The sequence below is a fragment of the Marinobacter sp. V34 genome, from assembly GCF_055524115.1.
The window spans coordinates 146,259-166,869 of the sequence record NZ_JBUPZY010000003.1 but is presented as its reverse complement, the minus strand read 5'-3'; the positions used below and the strand labels follow the sequence as shown (position 1 = coordinate 166,869).

At 56.0% G+C, this 20,611-nt stretch carries 19 protein-coding genes and 1 pseudogene; 14 read left to right on the top strand and 6 right to left on the bottom strand.

What is annotated here, in order from left to right; genetic code table 11:
* Positions 1-23: 23 nt before the first annotated feature.
* The 10 genes from AC0B60_RS06245 (at position 24) to sthA (ending at position 10,566) form a co-directional block, all read left to right on the top strand.
* On the top strand, positions 24-1,493 hold the full coding sequence (locus tag AC0B60_RS06245) for a glyceraldehyde-3-phosphate dehydrogenase (RefSeq protein ID WP_465084903.1): 1,470 nt from the start codon (positions 24-26) through the stop codon (positions 1,491-1,493).
* 345 nt (positions 1,494-1,838) lie between these two features.
* Entirely contained in the window at positions 1,839-3,185 is a 1,347-nt protein-coding gene (locus AC0B60_RS06240; RefSeq protein WP_465084902.1) for a Na(+)-translocating NADH-quinone reductase subunit A, read from the top strand.
* Positions 3,186-3,189: 4 nt separating this feature from the next.
* On the top strand, positions 3,190-4,395 hold the full coding sequence (locus tag AC0B60_RS06235) for an NADH:ubiquinone reductase (Na(+)-transporting) subunit B (RefSeq protein WP_465084901.1): 1,206 nt from the start codon (positions 3,190-3,192) through the stop codon (positions 4,393-4,395).
* Positions 4,388-5,191 carry a Na(+)-translocating NADH-quinone reductase subunit C gene (locus AC0B60_RS06230; RefSeq protein WP_465084900.1) on the top strand — a complete coding sequence of 268 codons (804 nt, stop codon included), beginning with the start codon at positions 4,388-4,390 and terminating at the stop codon, positions 5,189-5,191. The genes AC0B60_RS06235 and AC0B60_RS06230 overlap by 8 nt, the downstream gene beginning before the upstream one ends.
* Positions 5,192-5,193: 2 nt before the next feature.
* Complete coding sequence (locus AC0B60_RS06225) at positions 5,194-5,859, top strand: NADH:ubiquinone reductase (Na(+)-transporting) subunit D (protein WP_465084899.1); 666 nt, start codon at positions 5,194-5,196, stop codon at positions 5,857-5,859.
* Positions 5,859-6,467 (top strand): NADH:ubiquinone reductase (Na(+)-transporting) subunit E, encoded by a 609-nt coding sequence (gene nqrE, locus AC0B60_RS06220; protein ID WP_465084898.1) that lies wholly within the window; start codon positions 5,859-5,861, stop codon positions 6,465-6,467. The genes AC0B60_RS06225 and nqrE overlap by 1 nt, the downstream gene beginning before the upstream one ends.
* Before the next feature lie 37 nt (positions 6,468-6,504).
* Positions 6,505-7,731, top strand: a complete 1,227-nt coding sequence (gene nqrF, locus AC0B60_RS06215) for an NADH:ubiquinone reductase (Na(+)-transporting) subunit F (protein WP_465084897.1) — start codon at positions 6,505-6,507, stop codon at positions 7,729-7,731.
* Between the two features lie 21 nt (positions 7,732-7,752).
* Positions 7,753-8,790: an FAD:protein FMN transferase gene (locus AC0B60_RS06210; RefSeq protein WP_465084896.1), complete on the top strand. Its 1,038-nt coding sequence runs from the start codon at positions 7,753-7,755 to the stop codon at positions 8,788-8,790.
* A 12-nt stretch (positions 8,791-8,802) separates the two neighbouring features.
* Positions 8,803-9,051, top strand: a complete 249-nt coding sequence (gene nqrM / locus AC0B60_RS06205; RefSeq protein WP_465084894.1) for a (Na+)-NQR maturation NqrM — start codon at positions 8,803-8,805, stop codon at positions 9,049-9,051.
* A gap of 123 nt (positions 9,052-9,174) precedes the next feature.
* Positions 9,175-10,566 (top strand): Si-specific NAD(P)(+) transhydrogenase, encoded by a 1,392-nt coding sequence (sthA, locus tag AC0B60_RS06200; protein WP_465084892.1) that lies wholly within the window; start codon positions 9,175-9,177, stop codon positions 10,564-10,566.
* Here the strand turns inward: sthA and AC0B60_RS06195 are convergent.
* From AC0B60_RS06195 to dusA, 5 genes are all read right to left on the bottom strand, one after another.
* Complete coding sequence (locus tag AC0B60_RS06195; RefSeq protein WP_465084890.1) at positions 10,563-11,360, bottom strand: glycerophosphodiester phosphodiesterase; 798 nt, start codon at positions 11,358-11,360, stop codon at positions 10,563-10,565. The two genes, sthA and AC0B60_RS06195, sit on opposite strands and share 4 nt — an antisense overlap.
* Positions 11,357-12,484, bottom strand: a complete 1,128-nt coding sequence (locus tag AC0B60_RS06190) for a 3-deoxy-7-phosphoheptulonate synthase (RefSeq protein ID WP_465084888.1) — start codon at positions 12,482-12,484, stop codon at positions 11,357-11,359. The genes AC0B60_RS06195 and AC0B60_RS06190 overlap by 4 nt, the downstream gene beginning before the upstream one ends.
* A gap of 16 nt (positions 12,485-12,500) precedes the next feature.
* A complete protein-coding gene (locus AC0B60_RS06185; RefSeq protein ID WP_465084886.1) occupies positions 12,501-12,947 on the bottom strand; it encodes a tellurite resistance TerB family protein in 447 nt (148 codons plus the stop codon).
* Positions 12,948-12,981: 34 nt separating this feature from the next.
* A complete protein-coding gene (tal, locus tag AC0B60_RS06180; RefSeq protein WP_465084882.1) occupies positions 12,982-13,947 on the bottom strand; it encodes a transaldolase in 966 nt (321 codons plus the stop codon).
* A 119-nt stretch (positions 13,948-14,066) separates the two neighbouring features.
* Positions 14,067-15,089 (bottom strand): tRNA dihydrouridine(20/20a) synthase DusA, encoded by a 1,023-nt coding sequence (dusA, locus tag AC0B60_RS06175; protein ID WP_465085171.1) that lies wholly within the window; start codon positions 15,087-15,089, stop codon positions 14,067-14,069.
* Positions 15,090-15,309: 220 nt separating this feature from the next.
* Between dusA and AC0B60_RS06170 the strand changes: the two are divergent.
* From AC0B60_RS06170 to AC0B60_RS06160, 3 genes and pseudogenes are all read left to right on the top strand, one after another.
* Positions 15,310-16,113, top strand: a pseudogene (locus AC0B60_RS06170) (CLCA_X family protein); the annotation flags it as partial.
* A 41-nt stretch (positions 16,114-16,154) separates the two neighbouring features.
* Complete coding sequence (locus AC0B60_RS06165) at positions 16,155-16,925, top strand: SDR family oxidoreductase (RefSeq protein ID WP_465084881.1); 771 nt, start codon at positions 16,155-16,157, stop codon at positions 16,923-16,925.
* Between the two features lie 82 nt (positions 16,926-17,007).
* Positions 17,008-17,934: an AEC family transporter gene (locus AC0B60_RS06160; RefSeq protein ID WP_465084879.1), complete on the top strand. Its 927-nt coding sequence runs from the start codon at positions 17,008-17,010 to the stop codon at positions 17,932-17,934.
* On the opposite strand, the gene AC0B60_RS06155 is transcribed toward AC0B60_RS06160, so the two are convergent.
* Positions 17,914-18,891, bottom strand: a complete 978-nt coding sequence (locus AC0B60_RS06155) for a zinc ABC transporter substrate-binding protein (RefSeq protein ID WP_465084877.1) — start codon at positions 18,889-18,891, stop codon at positions 17,914-17,916. The genes AC0B60_RS06160 and AC0B60_RS06155 overlap by 21 nt on opposite strands.
* A gap of 162 nt (positions 18,892-19,053) precedes the next feature.
* Here AC0B60_RS06155 and gltX point away from each other — a divergent pair, with 162 nt between their 5' ends.
* Positions 19,054-20,538, top strand: coding sequence for a glutamate--tRNA ligase (gene gltX / locus AC0B60_RS06150; RefSeq protein WP_465084875.1), 1,485 nt, complete (start codon positions 19,054-19,056; stop codon positions 20,536-20,538).
* Positions 20,539-20,611 lie beyond the last annotated feature (73 nt).

Genomic DNA, 20,611 nt, shown 5'->3' with positions numbered 1-20,611 from the left:
GTTCCAACTGCAGAGGTTCAAGCGTGAGTCACGAACAGATCAACCAGCACCTGTCTAACTGGACGGAAAGAGAATCCACTGCGGAAGCCATGATTCCGCTGATCGGTCGGCTCTACCGTAAAAACAATGTGGTCACGTCCGTGTATGGCCGGTCCATTATCAACCAGTCGGTCATCGACATCATTCGCGCGCACCGCTTTGTGCGCCAGGTTGAAGACAGCGAGCTGTCCGTTCACAACACCTTGCCTATTCTGCAGGCGATGGACAAGATGGAGTTGGGGCGCGGGCACGTCGATATTGGCAAGCTCGCGGTGAAGTTCAAGGAAGAAGGCGGATCTCTTGATGACTTTCTCAAGCGAGAGATTGGCCCGATTGTCGGCCAGTATCATACCCAATCCCAGGAAGATGCCGAAAACGACACCAAGGACGTGGTCCTGTACGGCTTCGGACGGATCGGGCGATTGCTGGCCCGGATCATGATCGAAAAGGCCGGTGGCGGCAACAACCTGCGTCTGCGTGCCATCGTGGTCCGTCAGGGTGGGGCAAGCAATGACCTCGAAAAGCGTGCTAGCCTGCTGCGCCGTGATTCGGTTCACGGTCCGTTCAACGGTACGATTAGCGTGGACGAAGAGAGCTCTGCGCTGATCGTTAACGGCAACTTTATCAAGGTGATCTACTCGCCGGGCCCAGACCAGGTGGATTACACCCAATACGGCATTAACAATGCGATCGTCATTGACAACACCGGTATCTGGCGCGACGAAGCTGGTCTTGGTCTGCACCTGAAATCCAAGGGAGTCAGCCGGGTTCTGCTTACAGCGCCGGGTAAGGGTGACATCAAAAATATTGTGCACGGCATTAATAACGACTGGATCACTCATGAAGACAGGGTCCTGTCAGCGGCATCCTGTACCACCAATGCCATTACACCGGTGCTCAAGGCCATTTATGATGAGTACGGTGTCGAGGACGGACATGTCGAAACGGTTCACTCCTACACCAACGACCAGAACCTGATCGATAATTACCACAAGGGCAGCCGCCGTGGTCGCAGTGCCCCGCTAAACATGGTTATTACCGAAACCGGCGCCGCGAAGGCCGTCGCCAAGGCGCTTCCGGAATTGAAGGGTAAGCTTTCCGGTAACGCCATTCGCGTTCCCACTCCGAACGTGTCCATGGCAATCCTGAATCTCAACCTGGAAAAAGACGTAACGGTGGAGGGCGTTAACGAATACCTTCGCGATATGGCGCTGCACTCCGAGTTGCAAAAACAAATCGACTTCGTTAACTCGCCGGAAGTGGTTTCCACCGATTTCGTCGGTTCCCGCCATGCTGGCATTGTGGATGCGCAGGCCACCATCGCCAATGGCAAGCGCCTGATCCTCTACGTTTGGTATGACAATGAGGCCGGTTACAGCGCCCAGGTGATTCGCGTGGTTAATCAGATGGCGGGTGTTACTTACCCGATTTTCCCGAAGCGGGTTAGAGGCTGACGGGCCCAAAAGTGCTCTGAGGCAGTTAAGAAACCCCGGTCGTTTTGGCGACCGGGGTTTCTTTTTGGACTCATGTAAACCACTCTCTGATTACGTTAAGGCACAAACTCCGTCGGGTTTCTGGTGGAAATAGTATTCCTTAATCTCTATAATTGGCGCGATTTTGGGTACGTCTGACACCCGCTTTCCATCGCTTTTCCCTAACCGGATGCCTGGCTGTGATTAACGCCGGTGGATCCGTTGCCCTGGCGCCATCATTCGGTTCAGGCCGGATTGGCACAACTGGGCGGCAAACGTCGGGCGTTACAAATCCATCGAATAGTTTCTGATGATTGGATGAGGCTAATGATCAAGATCAAAAAAGGCCTGGATCTTCCCATCAGCGGCGCTCCTGAACAGACCATTACAGACGGCAAACCCGTTCGCCATGTGGCGTTGATCGGTTTTGACTACGTAGGCATGAAGCCAACGATGGCTGTGAAAGAAGGTGACCGTGTAAAGCGCGGCACGCTGCTGTTTACGGACAAGAAGACCGAAGGCGTTCGTTATACCTCACCGGCAGCCGGTGTGGTCAAGGAAATCAACCGCGGCGAACGCCGTGTGTTTCAGTCGGTGGTCGTTGAAATCGACGGCGATGATGCTGAAACCTTTGCGCGTTACGATGCGTCTGATGTTGCTGGTCTGGAGCGTCAGCAAGTCGTCGATAATCTGGTCGAGTCCGGGTTGTGGACAACCTTCAAGACCCGTCCCTACAGTAAGGTGCCCGCCATTGATACGGCGCCGCATTCCATTTTTGTATCTGTGATGGACACCAACCCCCTGGCGGCGGACCCAACGGTCATCATTCGTGAAAATGGCAAAGCTTTTGAACAGGGTTTGCAGATTATTTCCAAGCTCACGAATGGCAAGGTATTTGTGACCGGCAAGCCCGGTTCCGACGTGCCGGTTCCGTCTGGTGACAAAGTGGAAGTACAGCAGTTTGACGGTGTTCATCCGGCGGGAAATGTTGGCACCCACATTCATTACCTTGACCCGATTGCAGGTGACAAGGTGGTGTGGAGTATCGGCTACCAGGACGTTATCGACATTGCCAGACTATTTGAAACCGGAGAGCTTTCGGTAGGTCGGGTCGTCGCCGTTGGTGGTCCGAAGGCGTTGAAGCCGCGCCTGCTTCGTACTCGTGTCGGTGCAGATCTTGCTGAGCTTCTGGAGGGCGAAATCGCCACCGATTGCGAAGTTCGTACGATTTCCGGCTCAGTGTTTGGTGGTCGTCGTGGTGACGGACCGTGTAACTATCTCGGTCGCTTTGCCAACCAGATTTCGATCTTGGAAGAGGGCAACAAACGAGAGTTCATGGGCTGGCTCTCCCCTGGAGCCAACAAATTCTCGATTATGAACATCTATCTGTCCAAACTGGTCGGCGGCAAGCGGTTTGATATGACCACCACGACCAACGGCAGTGAGCGGGCGATGGTGCCGGTGGGCGTGTACGAAAAGATCATGCCGCTGGACATTCTGCCGACCCAGTTGTTGCGGTCTTTGATCGTGGGCGACACTGAAATGGCACAAAAGCTGGGTGCGTTGGAGTTGGATGAAGAAGATCTGGCACTGTGTACCTTCGTGTGCCCGGGTAAATACGAGTACGGTCCGATTCTCCGCGAGAACCTGACCCGAATCGAGATCGAGGGCTAAAACGATGGCAATCCGACAGTTTCTCGATGGTATCGAGCATCATTTCGAAAAAGGTGGTAAGTACGAGCGCTGGTATGCGCTATACGAGGCGGTGGATACGATTTTCTATTCGCCGGCGAGCGTGACGTCCACTACCTCTCATGTGCGTGATGGTATTGATCTCAAGCGCATCATGATCACGGTTTGGCTGTGTACTTTCCCGGCAATGTTCTTCGGTATGTGGAACATTGGCTTTCAGGCCAACAGCTTCCTGGCTGAGAACCCGGACGCACTGATGGGTGACGGTGGTCTGCGTACTGCCTTTATCAGTGCCCTGGCCGGCAATAATGCTGCCAGCATCTGGGACAACTTTGTCTACGGCATGGCGTACTTCGTGCCCATTTACTTCGTCACCTTCGTGGTGGGCGGTTTCTGGGAAGTGCTGTTTGCCACGGTACGTCGCCACGAAGTGAACGAAGGCTTCTTCGTGACTTCCGTGCTGTTCGCCTTGGTTTGCCCTCCGACCATTCCGCTTTGGCAGGTCGCTCTTGGTATTACCTTCGGTGTGGTCATTGGTAAAGAAGTGTTTGGCGGCACCGGCAAGAACTTCCTGAACCCGGCCCTCACCGGTCGTGCCTTCCTGTATTTTGCCTATCCGGCCCAGATTTCCGGTGACACGGTTTGGACGGCAGTCGACGGCTTCAGTGGCGCAACGGCTCTGAGCTGGGCTGCAAGCGGTGGCTTGGAAGCGCTTGAAGCACAGATAGGCTGGATGTCGGCCTTTATGGGCTCGATTCAGGGCTCCATGGGTGAGACCTCAACGCTGGCAGTGTTGATCGGCGGCATTATCCTGCTGGGGATGAAAATCGCGTCTTATCGTATTGTCGGTGGGGTGTTGATTGGCATGATTGCAATGTCTTTGCTGCTGAATATCGTTGGCTCAGATACCAATCCGATGTTTGACGTGCCCGCACACTGGCATCTGGTGATGGGTGGCTTTGCCTTTGGCATGATGTTCATGGCGACTGATCCGGTGTCAGCGGCCATGACCAACACGGGCCGTTGGTGCTTCGGTATCCTGGTTGGCGTGATGACCGTGCTGATTCGCGTGATCAACCCGGCGTTCCCGGAAGGCATCATGCTGGCAATCCTGTTTGCCAACCTCTTTGCACCGCTGATGGATCACTATGTGGTTCAGGCCAACATCAAACGGAGGCTTGCCCGTGGCTAAAGCTAAAGAAACTGTCTCCAGAACGCTGATGGTTGCGCTGGTGCTGAGCGTTGCGTTCTCTGTCGTGGTGTCGACAGCGGCGGTAATGCTTCGACCGGCGCAGATCCAAAACCAGAATCTGGACATTCGTTCTAACATCCTGGCAGCTGCCGGAATGCTGAAAGAGGGCGCAACGGCTGAAGAGATCGAAGAAACCTTCTCTCGCTTCGATGTTCGACTGGTCGACCTGGAATCCGGTGATTACGTTGAGCCCGAGGCGGTCGGTGTGAAGGAGCCAATGAAGTACGACATGTACAAAGCGGCTTCTGATCCGTCCATGTCTGTTGATATTCCTGCATCGGAAGACAAGGCAGGCATCAAGCGCCGCCCGAACATTGCCAAGATCTACACCCTGAGTGAAAACGGTGAACTGACCAGGGTGGTGCTTCCGATCCATGGCTACGGTCTGTGGTCCACCCTTTACGGGTTTGTGTCGCTTGAGGGTGATGCTAACACCATTGAGGGCCTGGGCTTCTATGACCATGCCGAAACTCCGGGGCTTGGTGGCGAGGTGGATAACCCTCGCTGGAAGAGTCAGTGGGTTGGCAAGGAAGTGTACGGCGATGAACTGGAAAAGCCGCAGATTCGCCTGGTCAAGGGTGGTGTGGGTTCCGGAGCAGCCGACAAGGAACATAAAGTCGACGCGCTGTCTGGTGCGACCCTGACGAGCCGAGGTGTGGAGCAACTGGTCAACTACTGGATGGGCGACCGGGGCTTCGCGCCGTACCTGAAAAAACTTCGTGAAGGGGAGGTCTGATCATGGCAGACGCTTCAGCCAAACAGGTTCTCTTCGAGCCGATATTCAGTAACAACCCCATTGCCCTGCAGATTCTCGGGATCTGCTCGGCACTGGCGGTGACCACCAGCATGAACGTAACCCTGGTTATGTGCATGGCGGTTATCGCGGTAACGGCCTTCTCGAACCTGGCCGTGTCGCTGGTTCGCACACAGATTCCCGGCAGTATCCGGATTATCGTGCAGATGACGATCATCGCCTCCCTGGTTATCGTTGTTGACCAGGTGCTCAAGGCTTATGCCTACGAAATCAGCAAGCAGCTGTCGGTATTCGTTGGTCTGATTATCACCAACTGTATCGTTATGGGCCGTGCTGAAGGTTTCGCCATGAAGAACGGCCCCTGGCTGAGCTTCCTGGATGGCGTTGGCAATGGCATGGGCTATTCCGTTCTGCTTATCTTCGTGGCGTTCTTCCGAGAGCTGCTTGGCGCGGGTTCGCTGTTCGGTGTATCTATCATGCCGGTCGTCAACGAAGGTGGTTGGTACATCCCCAACGGCCTGTTGCTACTGCCGCCGAGTGCATTCTTTATCATTGGCCTGGCGATCTGGGGACTGCGTACCTGGAAGCCTGAACAGGTAGAAGAAGCGGACTTTAAAATGTCCCGCCACACCGTTAAGGAGGCTTTCTGATGGAGCATTATATCAGTCTGATCCTGAAGGCCATTTTTGTCGAAAACATGGCGCTGGCTTTCTTCCTGGGGATGTGTACCTTCCTGGCGATCTCCAAGAAGATTGAAGCGGCCGCTGGCCTGGGTATCGCCGTTGTCGTGGTACTGACCATTACGGTGCCGGTGAATAACCTGCTCTACAACACCATCCTCAGGGAAGGTGCGCTGGACTGGGCTGGTCTGCCGAATGTTGATCTGAGCTTTTTGGGCCTTATTACGTACATTGGTGTAATCGCGGCGCTTATACAGATCATGGAAATGGTTCTGGACAAGTACATGCCGGCCTTGTATGCCGCCCTTGGGGTGTTCCTGCCGCTGATTACCGTGAACTGCGCCATCCTGGGTGCATCACTGTTCATGGTTGAGCGGGACTACACCTTCAGTGAGAGTGTGGTTTACGGCTTTGGCGCCGGTGTCGGCTGGGCGTTGGCTATAATCGCTTTGGCCGGTATCCGCGAAAAGCTCAAGTACAGCGATGTTCCCGAAGGGCTGCGTGGCCTGGGTATCACCTTCATTACCGTTGGTCTGATGTCCCTCGGCTTTATGTCGTTCTCAGGTATTTCACTGTAATCAACCCGGTGATTCGATTTAACGAAAAGGCGAGACCATGAATACAGAAATTATTCTCGGCGTGGTCATGTTCACCGTTATCGTGCTGGCCCTTGTCGCGGTCATTCTCGCGGCACGGTCCAGACTCGTAAGCACCGGTGATGTGACCATTGAAGTCAATGATGACCCAGAGCATACGCTGACAACGGAAGCTGGCGGTAAGTTGCTTGGAACCCTGGCCGGAAGTGGTATCTTCCTATCCTCTGCCTGTGGCGGCGGCGGTACCTGTGCCCAGTGCAAGTGCAAGGTTCTGGACGGTGGTGGCGCCATGCTGCCCACGGAAAAGACCCACTTCACCAATCGTGAGGAAAAGGAAGGCTGGCGTTTGTCCTGCCAGGTTCCGGTGAAGCAGGACATGAAGGTAGAAGTGCCGGAGGAGTTCTTTGGCGTCAAAAAGTGGGAATGCGAGGTCGTCTCCAACCACAACGTGGCTACGTTCATCAAGGAACTGGTACTGAAGCTTCCCGAAGGCGAAGAAGTGGACTTCCGGGCCGGTGGTTACGTCCAGCTTGAATGCCCCTCCTATGAAATCCCATTCAAGGATTTCAAGATTGAGGAGGAGTTCCATGAAGATTGGGACAAGCATGATATCTGGCGTTACAAGGCCATTAACAAGGAGGAGACCATCCGCGCTTACTCCATGGCCAACTATCCGGAAGAGAAGGGTGTTCTCAAGTTCAACATCCGTATTGCCACTCCGCCTCCTGGAACCGACCACAACCCGGGCATCATGTCGTCCTACGTCTTCAACCTGAAGGCCGGAGACAAGGTGACGGTGATGGGGCCGTTCGGTGAGTTCTTCGCCAAGAAGACCGATGCTGAAATGGTGTTCATTGGCGGTGGTGCTGGCATGGCGCCCATGCGCTCCCACATCTTTGACCAGCTCAAGCGCCTGGAATCCAAGCGTAAGATCAGCTTCTGGTACGGCGCACGAAGTGTCCGGGAGATGTTCTACGTAGAGGATTTCGACCAACTGTCGGAAGAAAACGACAACTTCGAGTGGCATGTGGCGCTATCAGATCCGCAGCCGAACGATAATTGGGAAGGTGAGACTGGCTTCATCCATAACGTGCTCTATGAAAAGTACCTGAAGGAGCATCCGGCTCCGGAGGACTGTGAGTACTATATGTGTGGGCCTCCCATCATGAACGCTTCGTGCATCAAGATGCTTAAGGATCTGGGTGTTGAGGACGAGAACATTATGCTGGATGACTTCGGGGGTTAATTAGCTCACATGACATTCAGCATGTTCCGACCCGTCAGGGTGGTTGTGGCCAGCGCCTTACTGGTGCTGGCCGTGGCCGCGCTGGCGGGTTGTTCGTTTGAGAAAGAGGAAAAGGTCTGGGAGATCGCCGGGCCGGTGTTTGGTACTCGTTATCATATCAACGTCGTATTGACGGATGATCCGGAACGACTGGAAAATCTGTCGCAAGGCATTGAAAAGGTTCTGGAAGGCGTGGACACGTCGATGTCCACATGGCGTGAAGATTCCGAGCTCTCTCGCTTTAATCGTCTGGACGATCAATCTGAGTGGGTGGAAATCTCAACGCCGCTCCACGAAGTGCTTGCTACCGCTGATCAGGTTTCTGAACTGACCGATGGAGCCTTCGATGTCACCATCGGCCCGGTGGTCAATCTGTGGGGCTTTGGGCCGGATGCCCGTCCAGAGACGGTCCCCAGCGACGAGGAACTCGCGGCCAGGCTGGCAGCTACCGGTTATGGCAAACTGGACCTTCGAGCTGATCCCCCGGCACTGAGGGCGAGCCCCAATCAATACATCGATCTGTCAGCCATTGCCAAGGGCTACGGCGTGGACGCGGTGGCCCGTTACCTGAAAGATGAAGGCGTCACCGCATATCTTGTTGAAATAGGTGGCGAAGTTCAAGCTCATGGGCACAAGCCGGATGGTGAGGCCTGGCGCCTGGCTATCGAGCAGCCTGTTTCCGAGATGCGTGAAATCAATCGTGTGGTTGCCCTTGACCGACATGCAATGGCAACCTCAGGCGACTATCGTAACTACTACGAATCGGACGGTCAGCGGTTTTCGCATACAATAGACCCGAAGGATGGCCGACCGATAAGCCATACACTGGCGTCGGTGACGGTGATTTCGGGCGACTGCATGACGGCAGACGCTTTGGCAACGGCCTTTAACGTGATGGGGCATGATCAGGCGAAGGCGCTGGCAACGCGCGAGAACATAGCCGCGTATTTTATTGTCCGGGGTGACAACGGGTTTGAAACGGACTACACACCTGCGTTTTCCTCGTTCCTGACACATTGACGGAGATGCCTTATGGGTACTTTTCTGCTGGTCCTGATGATTGTCGTACTGCTGGTGGCAGCGATGTCCGTCGGGGTCATCTTTGGCCGTAAGCCGATCAGTGGCACCTGCGGTGGGATTGGTGCCATGGGCATCAGCAAGTCCTGTGATATCTGTGGTGGCAGCACCCAGAAATGTGAAGAAGAAAACGAACGCCTTGCCAACGACGGCAAGTCCGCGGAGGCGCTGACGTATGATGCCTCCCGTTCAGACGACCGCTGATCCGGCGTCCACCAACTTATAAAAATCCAGGGAGCTTCTGAAAAGCGCCTGCGCCCTGCCAGTGCGTGCCTGCAGGGTCTTTTCAGAGGCTCCCTCACGACGTAGATAAGGAGTCACTGCAGAATGGCAGAACATCATTACGACGTCGTCGTTATCGGCGCGGGCCCTTCGGGAGAAGGTGCAGCGATGAATGCGACGAAACACGGCAAGCGTGTCGCAATCATCGAAGACAAACCCACCGTTGGCGGTAACTGCACCCACTGGGGCACCATTCCTTCCAAGGCGTTGCGTCATTCGGTCAAGCAGATCATCACCTTTAACACCAACCAGATGTTCCGTGATATCGGCGAACCACGCTGGTTTTCGTTTCCCCGCGTTTTGCAGAATGCGCAGAAGGTGATCGGTAAGCAGGTCAAGTTGAGAACCCAGTTCTATGCTCGTAACAGGGTGGATCTCATCAACGGCCGTGCCAGTTTTATGGACGCCAACCGCATTGAGATTCGCGGTAATAAATCCCATGAGATCCTGCATTTCAAACAGGCGATCATTGCAACCGGCTCTCGTCCGTATCTACCGCCGGACGTCGACTTCCGCCACCACCGCATCTACAACTCCGACACAATTCTGAACCTGTCCCATACTCCCAGAACTCTGATCATTTATGGTGCTGGCGTCATTGGTTCTGAGTACGCATCGATTTTTGCCGGGCTGGGCGTGAAGGTAGACCTGATTAATCCTGGCAGTCGCCTGTTAACGTTCCTGGACGATGAGATATCAGACGCGCTCAGTTATCACTTGCGCAACAATGGCGTTCTGGTGCGACATAACGAAGAATATGAATCGGTGGACGGTGACGACCACGGTGTGGTGTTGTCACTGCAGTCCGGCAAGAAAATCCGTGCCGATGCGTTTCTCTGGTGCAATGGCCGCAGCGGCAACACGGAGAAACTGGGCCTTGAGAACGTTGGGTTGACCCCTAATGGTCGTGGGCAGCTTGCGGTGGACGACCATTATCGGACTGAAGTGGAGAATGTCTACGCAGCCGGTGATGTTATTGGTTGGCCGAGCCTTGCCAGCGCCGCGTATGATCAGGGGCGGTCCGCATCTTCTGATATCGTCAAGGATGACTACTTCCGGCTGGTATCGGACGTGCCGACGGGTATCTATACCCTGCCGGAGATCAGCTCGGTTGGTAAAACCGAGCGGGAACTGACCGAAGCCAAGGTTCCCTACGAAGTGGGGCAGGCGTTTTTCAAGGACCTGGCGCGGGCCCAGATCACCGGGGACCCGGTGGGCATGCTCAAGATATTGTTCCACCGCGAATCCCGCCAGCTTCTTGGGATTCACTGTTTTGGTGATCAGGCTGCGGAAATCGTTCACATCGGCCAAGCGATCATGAACCAGGAAGGCGAGGCCAACTCCCTGAACTATTTCATCAATACGACCTTTAACTACCCGACCATGGCTGAGGCTTATCGGGTAGCGGCGCTCAACGGCCTGAACCGGATTTTTTAGCTGGTGATTGCGGGCCGAGTGCCCGTGTTTTCCGCGCTCTCCTGGGGCGTGGGAAGATGCAGGGCCGCTTTTGCGCGGTTGTCGAAAAACATGCGCGTGCTGGTCGGGTAGTCGGTGATGATGCTATCGACGCCCTTGGCTTCAAGCTGAACCATGTCGTGAATGCGGTTTACCGTCCAGGTGGACACGTGCATGCCCCGCCTGTGGGCGTCCTCCACGGTGGACTTGGTGCAGATACGCCAGCCAATACAGAGAAAATCGCAATGCAACCGGGCTGCAGTATTGACCGGTTTCGGGAATTTCCGGTCTGTTACCAGCCCAATCCGCACCTTGCGGTCACGGCGGCGGGCTTCCTGCAGAAACCAGCTGTCGGAGGAGGTGATGACCACTCGGTTGTAAAGGTCGCGACGTTGAATGATTTCTGTCAGGCGATTGCACAGAATGTTCAGTCGGTGACGGTTGTCTTTCTTCACTTCCAGTTGCAGATGCTCGAAATCCGGAAATTCGTTGAGTAGCGCCTCCAGGGTTGGGATGCCTGCTTTCCGGGGCCAGGATGTGGTGTTGCGTCGGGCGTCCATGTCTGCCAGTTCGGATGCTGTGTAGCTGGCAACGCTGCCTTCCTCTCCGGTGGTGCGGTCAACGGTTAGGTCGTGAATGACCATTGGCGTCCCGTCTTTTGACAACACCAGATCAAGCTCAAAGTGCCGAACCCCGTGGCGGTAGGCATGGGTAAAACCGGCCAGGGTATTTTCCGGGGCTTCCCCCTTTGCGCCCCTGTGTCCATACACAATCATTCTGGAGAAGATTCCTTCAGACGGTTATAGATTTGCTGGCGTTTCTTCCAGGTGTCGTGGCACAGCTGAATGTCTTCCAGATACGCCGGTAACTCCTGCATCAACAGGGCCTGAGGGCCATCCACCAGAGCTTTCTCCGGCTTCGGATGGAAGTCTACGAGTACCATGTTGGCGCCCGCTATAACGCCCTGAGCGGTTGCGTGCATGACATCCAGAACGCCGTCGGGTGCGCGCTCGCGGCTGCCGACCGAGTGGGACGGATCGACGCATACTGGCATGCGGGTAAGGCGCTTTACAGCCGGCACGTGGGCAAAGTCCACCATGTTGCGGTGGGGCTGCCCAGCTTCGGTTTTCATACCACGCAGGCAGAAGATCACGTTGGCGTTGCCTTCGCTGGCCAGATATTCTGCGGCGTTCAGGGATTCGTTCAGGGTGATACCGAAGCCGCGTTTAAGCAGCACCGGGTAAGTACTCTGGCGGCCAATGGCTTTGAGTAACTCAAAGTTTTGCGTATTACGCGTGCCCACTTGCAGCATCACACCGGTGGGGCGCCCCAATTGCTCCAGGCAGTGGTCGATCTCTTCAATGTGGCTCTCGTGGGTGATCTCCATGGCAATCACCTTGATGCCATGTTTGCCGGCTTTCTCAAACACCCAGGGCAGGCAACCCTTGCCGTGGCCCTGAAAAGAGTATGGGTTGGTCCGGGGCTTGTAGGCGCCCATGCGGGTGCAAACCTGGCCGTTGTCCTCAAGCGCCTGCATCATCTGCTCCACGTGCTCTGGCACGTCAACGGCGCACAGGCCGGCGAATATGTTCAGGTTGGACTGGTCGAAGGTTACATCGTTGTAGGTGAAGCCACTCTGGCGCCTGTCGTCCTTGTGCCGTCCCAGAATCCGGTAGTCGTCGGAGATACGTATGGCGCGCTCCACGGCGGGTAGGGCCTCAATCTCGTCCTTGTCCAGGGATTTGGTGTCGCCCAGCAGGTATACCTCTGTCAGGCGCTGCTTGGCACCCTGGACCTCGTGCACCCTGACCGATACCCCTGGCAGGTTCTCCAGAAAATGCATGGTCTGGCGATAGGCTTCGCTGTCCAGCGCGGTATCCGGGTGAAGAATGGCTAACATACTTGCTCCTTGAGAGTCAGTCAGTGCCTTCAGCGCGATGGCGGGCCTGCATGAATTCCCTGTGGTTAAGATGCAGTAGATCCGCCATGCGGCGAATAAGGTGTTCTTCGTACTTGTCGATTCGCCCGTCGGCGAAGGCCACCCGCCAAATGCTCTCGAGCAGTCGCTGTTTCTCCGACTGGTCCAGCTGTTCGTTGATCATGCCGGTAAATTCGTAAAGAGAAGTGGCGTCATCCGCGTGGCTGAGCGCATCCTGAAGGATCTCTTCCGCCTCCTCACGGGTTACCTGATGAGCTTCGACAGCGAAGCTGACAATGGTCTTGAGCTCCTCGTCGTCCTGATCGTTGTCGACCCGGGCCAATTGCACCATCAGGGCAGTGGCGGCCACCGCTAGCTGATGGCTGTCAGGCTGCGTCGGTTCATCTTCGGGCGAGCCAAACAGGCTCTTCAGGCGCTCAATCATAGTATCAGGGCTCTCCTCCGTGGGATTACTGGCGTCAGGCGGCCTGGGACAGGCGGCGGACGCGGTTTTCAAGTTCTATCTGGTCGTTGGTAAAGCGACGTATGCCATCGGCGAGTTTTTCCGTGGCCATGGCATCTTCGTTGGACTCCCAGCGGAACAGGCGTTCATCAATCTCGCCCGGCCGGTCCGAGCTCTTCGCGCCCTCAGCGGACAACTGGCGTGTTAGATCGCCGGGATCGTTCTCCAGTTCCTGAAGCAGAGCTGGGCTGATTGTCAGACGGTCACAACCGGCCAGCATTTCAATCTCGCCGGTGTTGCGGAAACTGGCGCCCATCACCACCGTCTTGTAGCCGTTGGCTTTGTAGTAGTCGTAGATGCGGGTAACCGACTGGACACCGGGGTCTTCTGCGGCCGGGAACGCATCACGGCCGGTGGCGGCCAGGTGCCAGTCGAGGATGCGACCCACGAACGGCGAGATCAGGAAGGCGCCGGCATCGGCACAGGCAGCGGCCTGGATATAAGAGAACAGCAGGGTGAGGTTGCAGTGTATACCCTCTTTCTCCAGCTGCTCAGCGGCGCGAATACCTTCCCAGGTGGACGCAATCTTGATCAGCACCCGGCTGGTATCCATGCCGAGGTGGTCATACAGCTCGACCAGGCGCCGTGCGCGGGAGAGGGTGGCATCGGTATCGAAGGACAGCCGGGCATCCACTTCGGTGGAAACCACGCCTGGTATGCGCCCGAGAATCTGCTGGCCTGCCAGCACAGCCAGCATGTCAGTCGCGTAGGTCAGCTGCTCGGCATCGGAGCCACCCTGTTGGCGGGCGGCTGCCACGGCTTCGTCCAGCATCGGGCGGTAGGCCTCGGAGGCCGCGGCTTTGAGAAGAAGCGACGGGTTGGTGGTGGCATCCTCCGGTTTCCACTGGGCAATAGCGTCCAGGTCCCCGGTATCGGCAACCACCGTGGTCATGGTTTTCAGTTGTTCGAGCTTGCTGGTCATTCGTCCTGTCGTCCTGATCGATTTTTATTGATCGCCCGTTTGGCGGGCGCTTTGGGTCATACGCCTACAATAACGGGCCGCCCTGACAGGAACAAGACAGTATTAAGGTAACAAGGTACTCAGGCTGGCACTATCGTGGCGTCGGCAGGCTCGGGAACTTTCGCCATGGCCCGTTCGATGACTTGAATTCCGGATCCGGGCTTGTGGGCGTTCTCACTGATGTAGCGGCGGAACTGGCGACCGCCAGGCTGCCCGTGGAACAGGCCCATCAGGTGGCGAGAGATGTGGCTGAGGTAGACGCCACGGTCCAGTTCACTCTGAATGAATGGTAATACAGCTCGTAATGCTTCGTGTCGTGAAGAAATCGGCATGGGCTGCCCGAAAAACTCGGTATCCACGCCAGCCAGCAGCCACGGATTATGGTAGGCCTCGCGTCCGAGCATTACGCCGTCCGTGTGCTCAAGGTGCTCCCGGCATTCGGCAAACGTCTTGATGCCCCCGTTGATGATGATCTCAAGATGCGGGTAGCGGGCCTTAAGGCGATAGACCCAGTCGTATTTCAGCGGCGGTACGTCCCGGTTCTCTTTCGGGCTCAGACCTTCGAGAACGGCAATCCGGGCATGCACTATAAAGGTACGACAACCGGCCTGGGAGACCTTCTCGATAAACTCACACAGATCGTCCCAGGATTCACGGCCATCGATCCCGATACGATGTTTGACGGTTACCGGCAGGCTGGTGGCGGCGATCATTGCTTGCACGCCCTCGGCCACTTTGTCTGGGTGTGCCATCAGGCAGGCGCCGATCATGTTGTTCTGCACCCGGTCGCTGGGGCAGCCTACATTCAGGTTCACCTCATCAAACCCGTATTGTTCAGCCAGATTGGCGCAATGGGCCAGTTCCTGTGGGTTGCTGCCACCAAGTTGCAGTGCCAGTGGGTATTCCGTCGGGTCGTGTCTCAGGAATCGAGCGGTATCGCCGTGGATTAATGCGCCGGTCGTGACCATCTCGGTGTAGAGCAGGGTGTGCCGGCTGAGTTGGCGCGCCAGATAGCGATAGTGGCTCGTGGTCCAGTCCATCATTGGGGCCACGCAGAAGCGGCGAGAGGGCTTCAGGGAGGGCGTTTCCTGTGGCGCGTTCATGTTCATCGACTACTCAGCTATACCATTAACAAGTGTTTCAAGGGGCGATAGTTTATCAGGAAAGCACACCTTTTGACTTGAGGGTATCTGCGAAAGGTAGTGCAAACACGGATGCCTTGGGTGGATTCACGAACCGTTGACGCGGCAATTAATGCGCGACAGAATGCTGTATAAATAAACAGTATTTGGCCGAAGGTGTACTTAACTCGGCCTCTCAAATTTCTATCAATCAGGTAGAACCGTCATGACAGCACAAAGTCCGGTATCTTTTGTTGAGGTTAGGCGCCGGTTTGAATTCCGGAGCATTGAAGTCGGTCGTTGGGTCACACCGCCTGAACGGGACAGAGCGGCAGGCAAGTTCTATGAGGCTTTGTGCGATCTTATGGCTATCCTTCAAGGGCCGGAACATCTGATCTCGTTGCGGGGATCACTGGGGTTGCAGTATGGGATCGGTGGCCGACCGGGTGTTGCCGCGCACTACATCCCTGCAACCCGGCAATTGGCGCTGGCGAAGAATGCGGGTGCGGGGAGCCTGGCCCATGAATGGTTTCACGCTTTCGATCATTACATGGGGCATAAGGCTTTCCGCCGCATGGGGAGTGGCGGATTCGCGTCCAGTGGTTGGCTGGATAGCGCCGACCAGAAGGCGCATCCCCTCAACAAACGATTGGGCGCCTGTTTTCAGGCCATCCTGCTAAATGAGGATGGCGTCAGCCCCAGTTCGTTGTTTCAGTGCTCGAAGCGGGCCGATACGCAAGTGAAGGTGCTTTATTATGCGAGACCTGAAGAGCTCTGTGCCCGGGCATTTGAAGCATTTGTTGAAGACAGTCAGCCACAGAACAATTTTCTGGTCCGTGGCACGGTGTATTCTGACGAGGCCAGGGCAGGCCTCTATCCAGAAGGGCAGCACCGCCAGCGAATCAACGACGCCTTTCGGTGCTACTTTGTGGCATTGGGTGCTGCACTTTATCGTGAACACATTGAGGTTGGCCCTGTTGGCCAATCTTTGTCGTCAACTTCCTGAGATCATCCACACCCATTAAATAACAAGGATAGGGTTGCCTCATGAACGACTGCATTTTTATCACTGGCGCTGGCGCCGGTATTGGCCGGGAGACCGCCCGTCTTTTTGCCTCCAAGGGATGGTTTGTCGGTGCTGCGGACCGTGATGAGGCAGCTCTGGCTTCGCTTAGCGGTGAGTTGGGGGGTGAGCGGTGTAGTACCCACATTATGGATGTGGTGGACGAGGCATCGGTCAGGCAGGGCCTGGCAGACTTTACCAGTCGTACGGGTGGCCGGCTGAGGTTGCTTCACAATAATGCCGGCATTCTGAAAGTCGGCCCGTTCGAGAAGATCAATTTGGCCGCGCATCGCGCCGTGGTTGAGGTCAATGTGATTGGGCTGATGACGGTTCTGCACGCCGCGTTTCCCTATCTGAAGGCAACGCCGGGTGCCCAGGTGGTGAACATGAGTTCAGCCTCTGCCGCCTATGGGATTCCGGATTTCGCGTCATACTCCGCCAGCAAGCATGCTGTACGTGCGATGACCGAGGCCCTGGATATTGAATGGGAGCCGCACGATATCCGCGTGTGTGATCTGATGCCCCCGTTCGTGAATACCGGCATGGTGCAGCACAACGAGCAGGGATCTCGTTTATTTGAGCGCCTGGGCGTTAACCTGACTCCGGACGTTGTTGCAGCGCAGGTGTGGGCTCAGGTCGAGCAGCCGCGCCTGCACCGACCAATTTCCATGCAGTTTCGGGCATTGTGGCCCATCGCCAAATCCGCGCCCACGTCCTTGACCCGAAGTGTGCTGAGAAAACTCTGGCGTCAGTAGTTGCCATCCGGGCAAGGCGACAGACCGCTATATTTGGTACTCTTTCAGGCCTTATCAACGGGGTATTCGGGAGAGCTATGCAATGCCGGTCATGATTCAGGCGCTATTGCCGGTGTTTGTGTTGATCCTGTTGGGTTATCTGTTCCGACGCTGGCATTTTCCAGGGGGCGACTTTTGGCCCCAGGCAGAACGTTTCACCTACTACGTACTTTTCCCGGCGATGTTGATCTTCAAGCTGGGCCAGGCTCAGGTGCCAGCGTCAGCCTACGGCGATATCCTCATTTTGATCGTTGCCATGCTGGCGGCGATGACGCTGGTGCTCATTGCGCTGCAATGGATCTGGCGTTGGCCGGGGCCGGTATTCTCCTCGGTATTTCAGGGCGGTATCCGTTTCAACTCCTACGTTGCCTTGGCGACCGCCGGTATGTTGCTTGGGGATGACGGCCTGTCCCTGATTGCCATTGCCGTAGCAGTGAAAGTGCCGCTGCTAAACCTGCTTTGCATCCTGATGTTCTCCGTGGTCGCGGGGCGGGAAGCAGGACAGAGTGCGGTGAAATTGAAGCCTGTGTTCAAGGCTGTCGTCTCCAACCCATTGATTATTGGGTCAGTGGTTGGAATGTTCTGGAGTTATTTCCAGATTGGCTTCCATCCACTGGTGGCCGGTATTATCAAGCCATTAAGTGACCTGGCGTTACCACTGGGCCTGATGACTGTGGGTGCTGGCCTGCAGTTAAAGGCGCTACGCGGGGCCTCCATGCCATTCCTGGTGTCCTCAGTGGCAAAGCTGGTGAGTTTTCCGCTGCTCACTGCCGGATTGGCCCTGCTGCTTGGCCTGGAGGGGATGATGGTTCAGGTGGCCATACTGTTGGCAGCGCTGCCAACCGCCACTTCTTCTTACATCCTGGCGCGCCAGCTTGGTGGTGACGCGCCGTTGATGGCGGGCATCATCAGTGGCCAGACGTTGCTGGCCATGGTGACCATTCCCCTGCTACTGGGCATCCTCTGGTAGGCACTTGAGTACAGCGTCTGCAAGGCCCTGTTGAAAGGCGGTGTAGCCGTCTTGATCGGTTTCAATATCGGTGGCGAGTGGGTCCCAGGTACTGAACGTTATGTCCAGACCTTCGGTGATTGAACGCCACCATTGACGGTTGAACTGAGGCTCAGTCAGCAGGCAGGGGTGATTGGCGTTGCGCAGCTTCTCTTGGACTTCTGCAATGTGGCCGGCGCCTGGAGACAGTTCCGGGTTCAGCGTCAGAATCCCCTCCAGGTTCAGGTTGTAGTGTCCCACGAAGCGGGTGAACGCGTCGTGGTAGGTGAAGAGGTCGATGTCGCGAACGGGGGTCAGGCGTTGATTGATCGCTGCCTCGGCCTCCGCCATAGCCTGCTCGAAACGCGCTAGATTGGCATCAAGCGCGTGGATGTCGGCACCTTCCACGGTTGCGAGTACCCTGTGAATATCCCGCGCCATTTCCACTGCCAGGGCCGGATCCAGCCAAATGTGCGGATCCTCTCCGGAGCCGTGGTCGTGACGATGGTCGTCATGACCGCCTGATTCCTCATGGTCGTCATGGTGGTTGTGATGCTCATGTTCGTCATGGTCACCGTGATCGCTGTCCGACTGCACTTCCGGCACGTTTTCTCCGTGCATGAGTGAATAGGTGCGATCCCGGAACTCGCTTCCGCCGAGCAGCCGTGTCAGAAAGGTTTCCATCTCCGGGCCCACCCAAAAAATGGCGTCAGCAGTTTCCAATGCCCTGCGTTGTGAGGGTTTCATTGAGTAGTTGTGCGGGCTGGCGCCAGGCTGAACCAGTGTGGTGATTTCCACATCGTCAGTGGCTATGGCTTTCACCAGCAGTTCGATGGGCTTGAGTGAGGTGACAACCTGGGTGCCTGCCAGAGTGCTGGCGGATGCCAGGAGTGCGGCTGCGCACAATGCGATGGCGCCTGTAAAACGGCTAATGATCATGTTACTGAGACTCTGGAAAGTTAATGGTACGTTATAATATAACAATTAAGGCGGCGAATGAAGAGCGCGATCGCCTGACCATGCGAAATCCGGCTGTGGCCGGTATAATGCGTGGCTTTTAATGCATAGCCTTTTTCAGGCTGACACCATCAGGATGTTTTCATGACCGTACGTACCCGAATCGCACCGTCTCCCACCGGTGATCCTCACGTTGGCACTGCCTTCGTGGCGCTGTTTAATCTGTGCTTTGCCCGTCAGCACGGTGGCCAGTTCATACTGCGGATTGAAGACACGGATCAGGTTCGCAGTACGCAAGAGTCTGAACAGGATATCCTGAATGCCTTGCGTTGGCTCGGGCTGGAGTGGGACGAGGGCCCTGACGTAGGCGGCCCCCATGGTCCCTACAGGCAGTCAGAGCGGAAGGACTCATATCGTCAATACGCGCTGGACCTTGTCACCCAGGGACATGCGTTTTATTGCTTCCGCACACCGGAAGAGCTGGATGCCATCCGCGAAGAGCGTAAGGCCCAGGGCTTGAATCCAGGTATCAAGGGAGACCTGGAGCTATCGGAGGAAGAGGTCAAGCGTCGTCTGGATGCCGGTGACCCCTATGTTATCCGGATGAAAGTGCCGGAAGACGGCATTTGTGAAATAGACGATATGCTGCGCGGCACCATCGAAATCGACTGGTCCCAGGTAGACAGTCAGATCCTGCTGAAATCCGACGGCATGCCCACCTACCACCTGGCCAATGTGGTTGACGATCACCTGATGGAAATCACCCACGTGTTGCGTGGAGAAGAGTGGATCAACTCCGCGCCGAAGCACAAACTGCTGTATGAGTACTTTGGCTGGGACATGCCGGTACTGTGCCATCTGCCTCTGCTGCGCAACCCGGATAAGAGCAAACTGTCCAAGCGCAAGAACCCCACCAGCATCAACTTCTACGAGCGCATGGGGTTCCTGCCGGAAGCGGTCACTAACTACCTGGGCCGTATGGGCTGGTCCATGCCGGATGAGCGGGAGAAATTCACCCTGGATGAAATGATCGAAAACTTCGACATCCAGCGTGTTTCCCTGGGCGGCCCGGTTTTCGACGTGGAAAAGCTGCGCTGGCTCAATGGCCAATGGATCCGTGACGACCTCAGCGACGACCAGTTCGTCGAGCGCATGCGCCATTGGTGGTTCAACGAACAGGCCCTGCGGGACCTGGTGCCTCACATCAAGGGCAGGGCGGAAGTGTTCAGCGATGTATCGCCAATGGCCTCGTTCATGTTCTCCGGCATGCTCAATCTCAAGCCGGAAGACTTCGATCACAACAAGCTGGATGAGGGCCAGGTCAAGCGGGTGCTCCAGTTTACCCTGTGGAAACTTGAAGCCCAGCGCCATTGGAGCAAAGAGAATATCTTTGCCGACGTCAAAGCTCTTGCCAAGGCCATGGAGCTGAAGATGGGCGATTTCATGTTCTCCATCTTCGTCGCTGTCGCCGGTACCCCTAACTCCTGGTCTGTCATGGACTCTATGGCTCTCCTTGGTCCGGACATGACTCGGTCACGCCTGCGCCATGCTCTTGAAGTAATGGGTGGATTCTCCAAGAAGGAAACCAAGAGGGTGGAAAAAGAATACGCGGCATTGCTGGCGGAATAACCAATTTGGTGAATTAGTAAGCGACTAGAACAGGGATGTTCACGAAACTGAAAAAACGTTGGAAAAAAGGTTG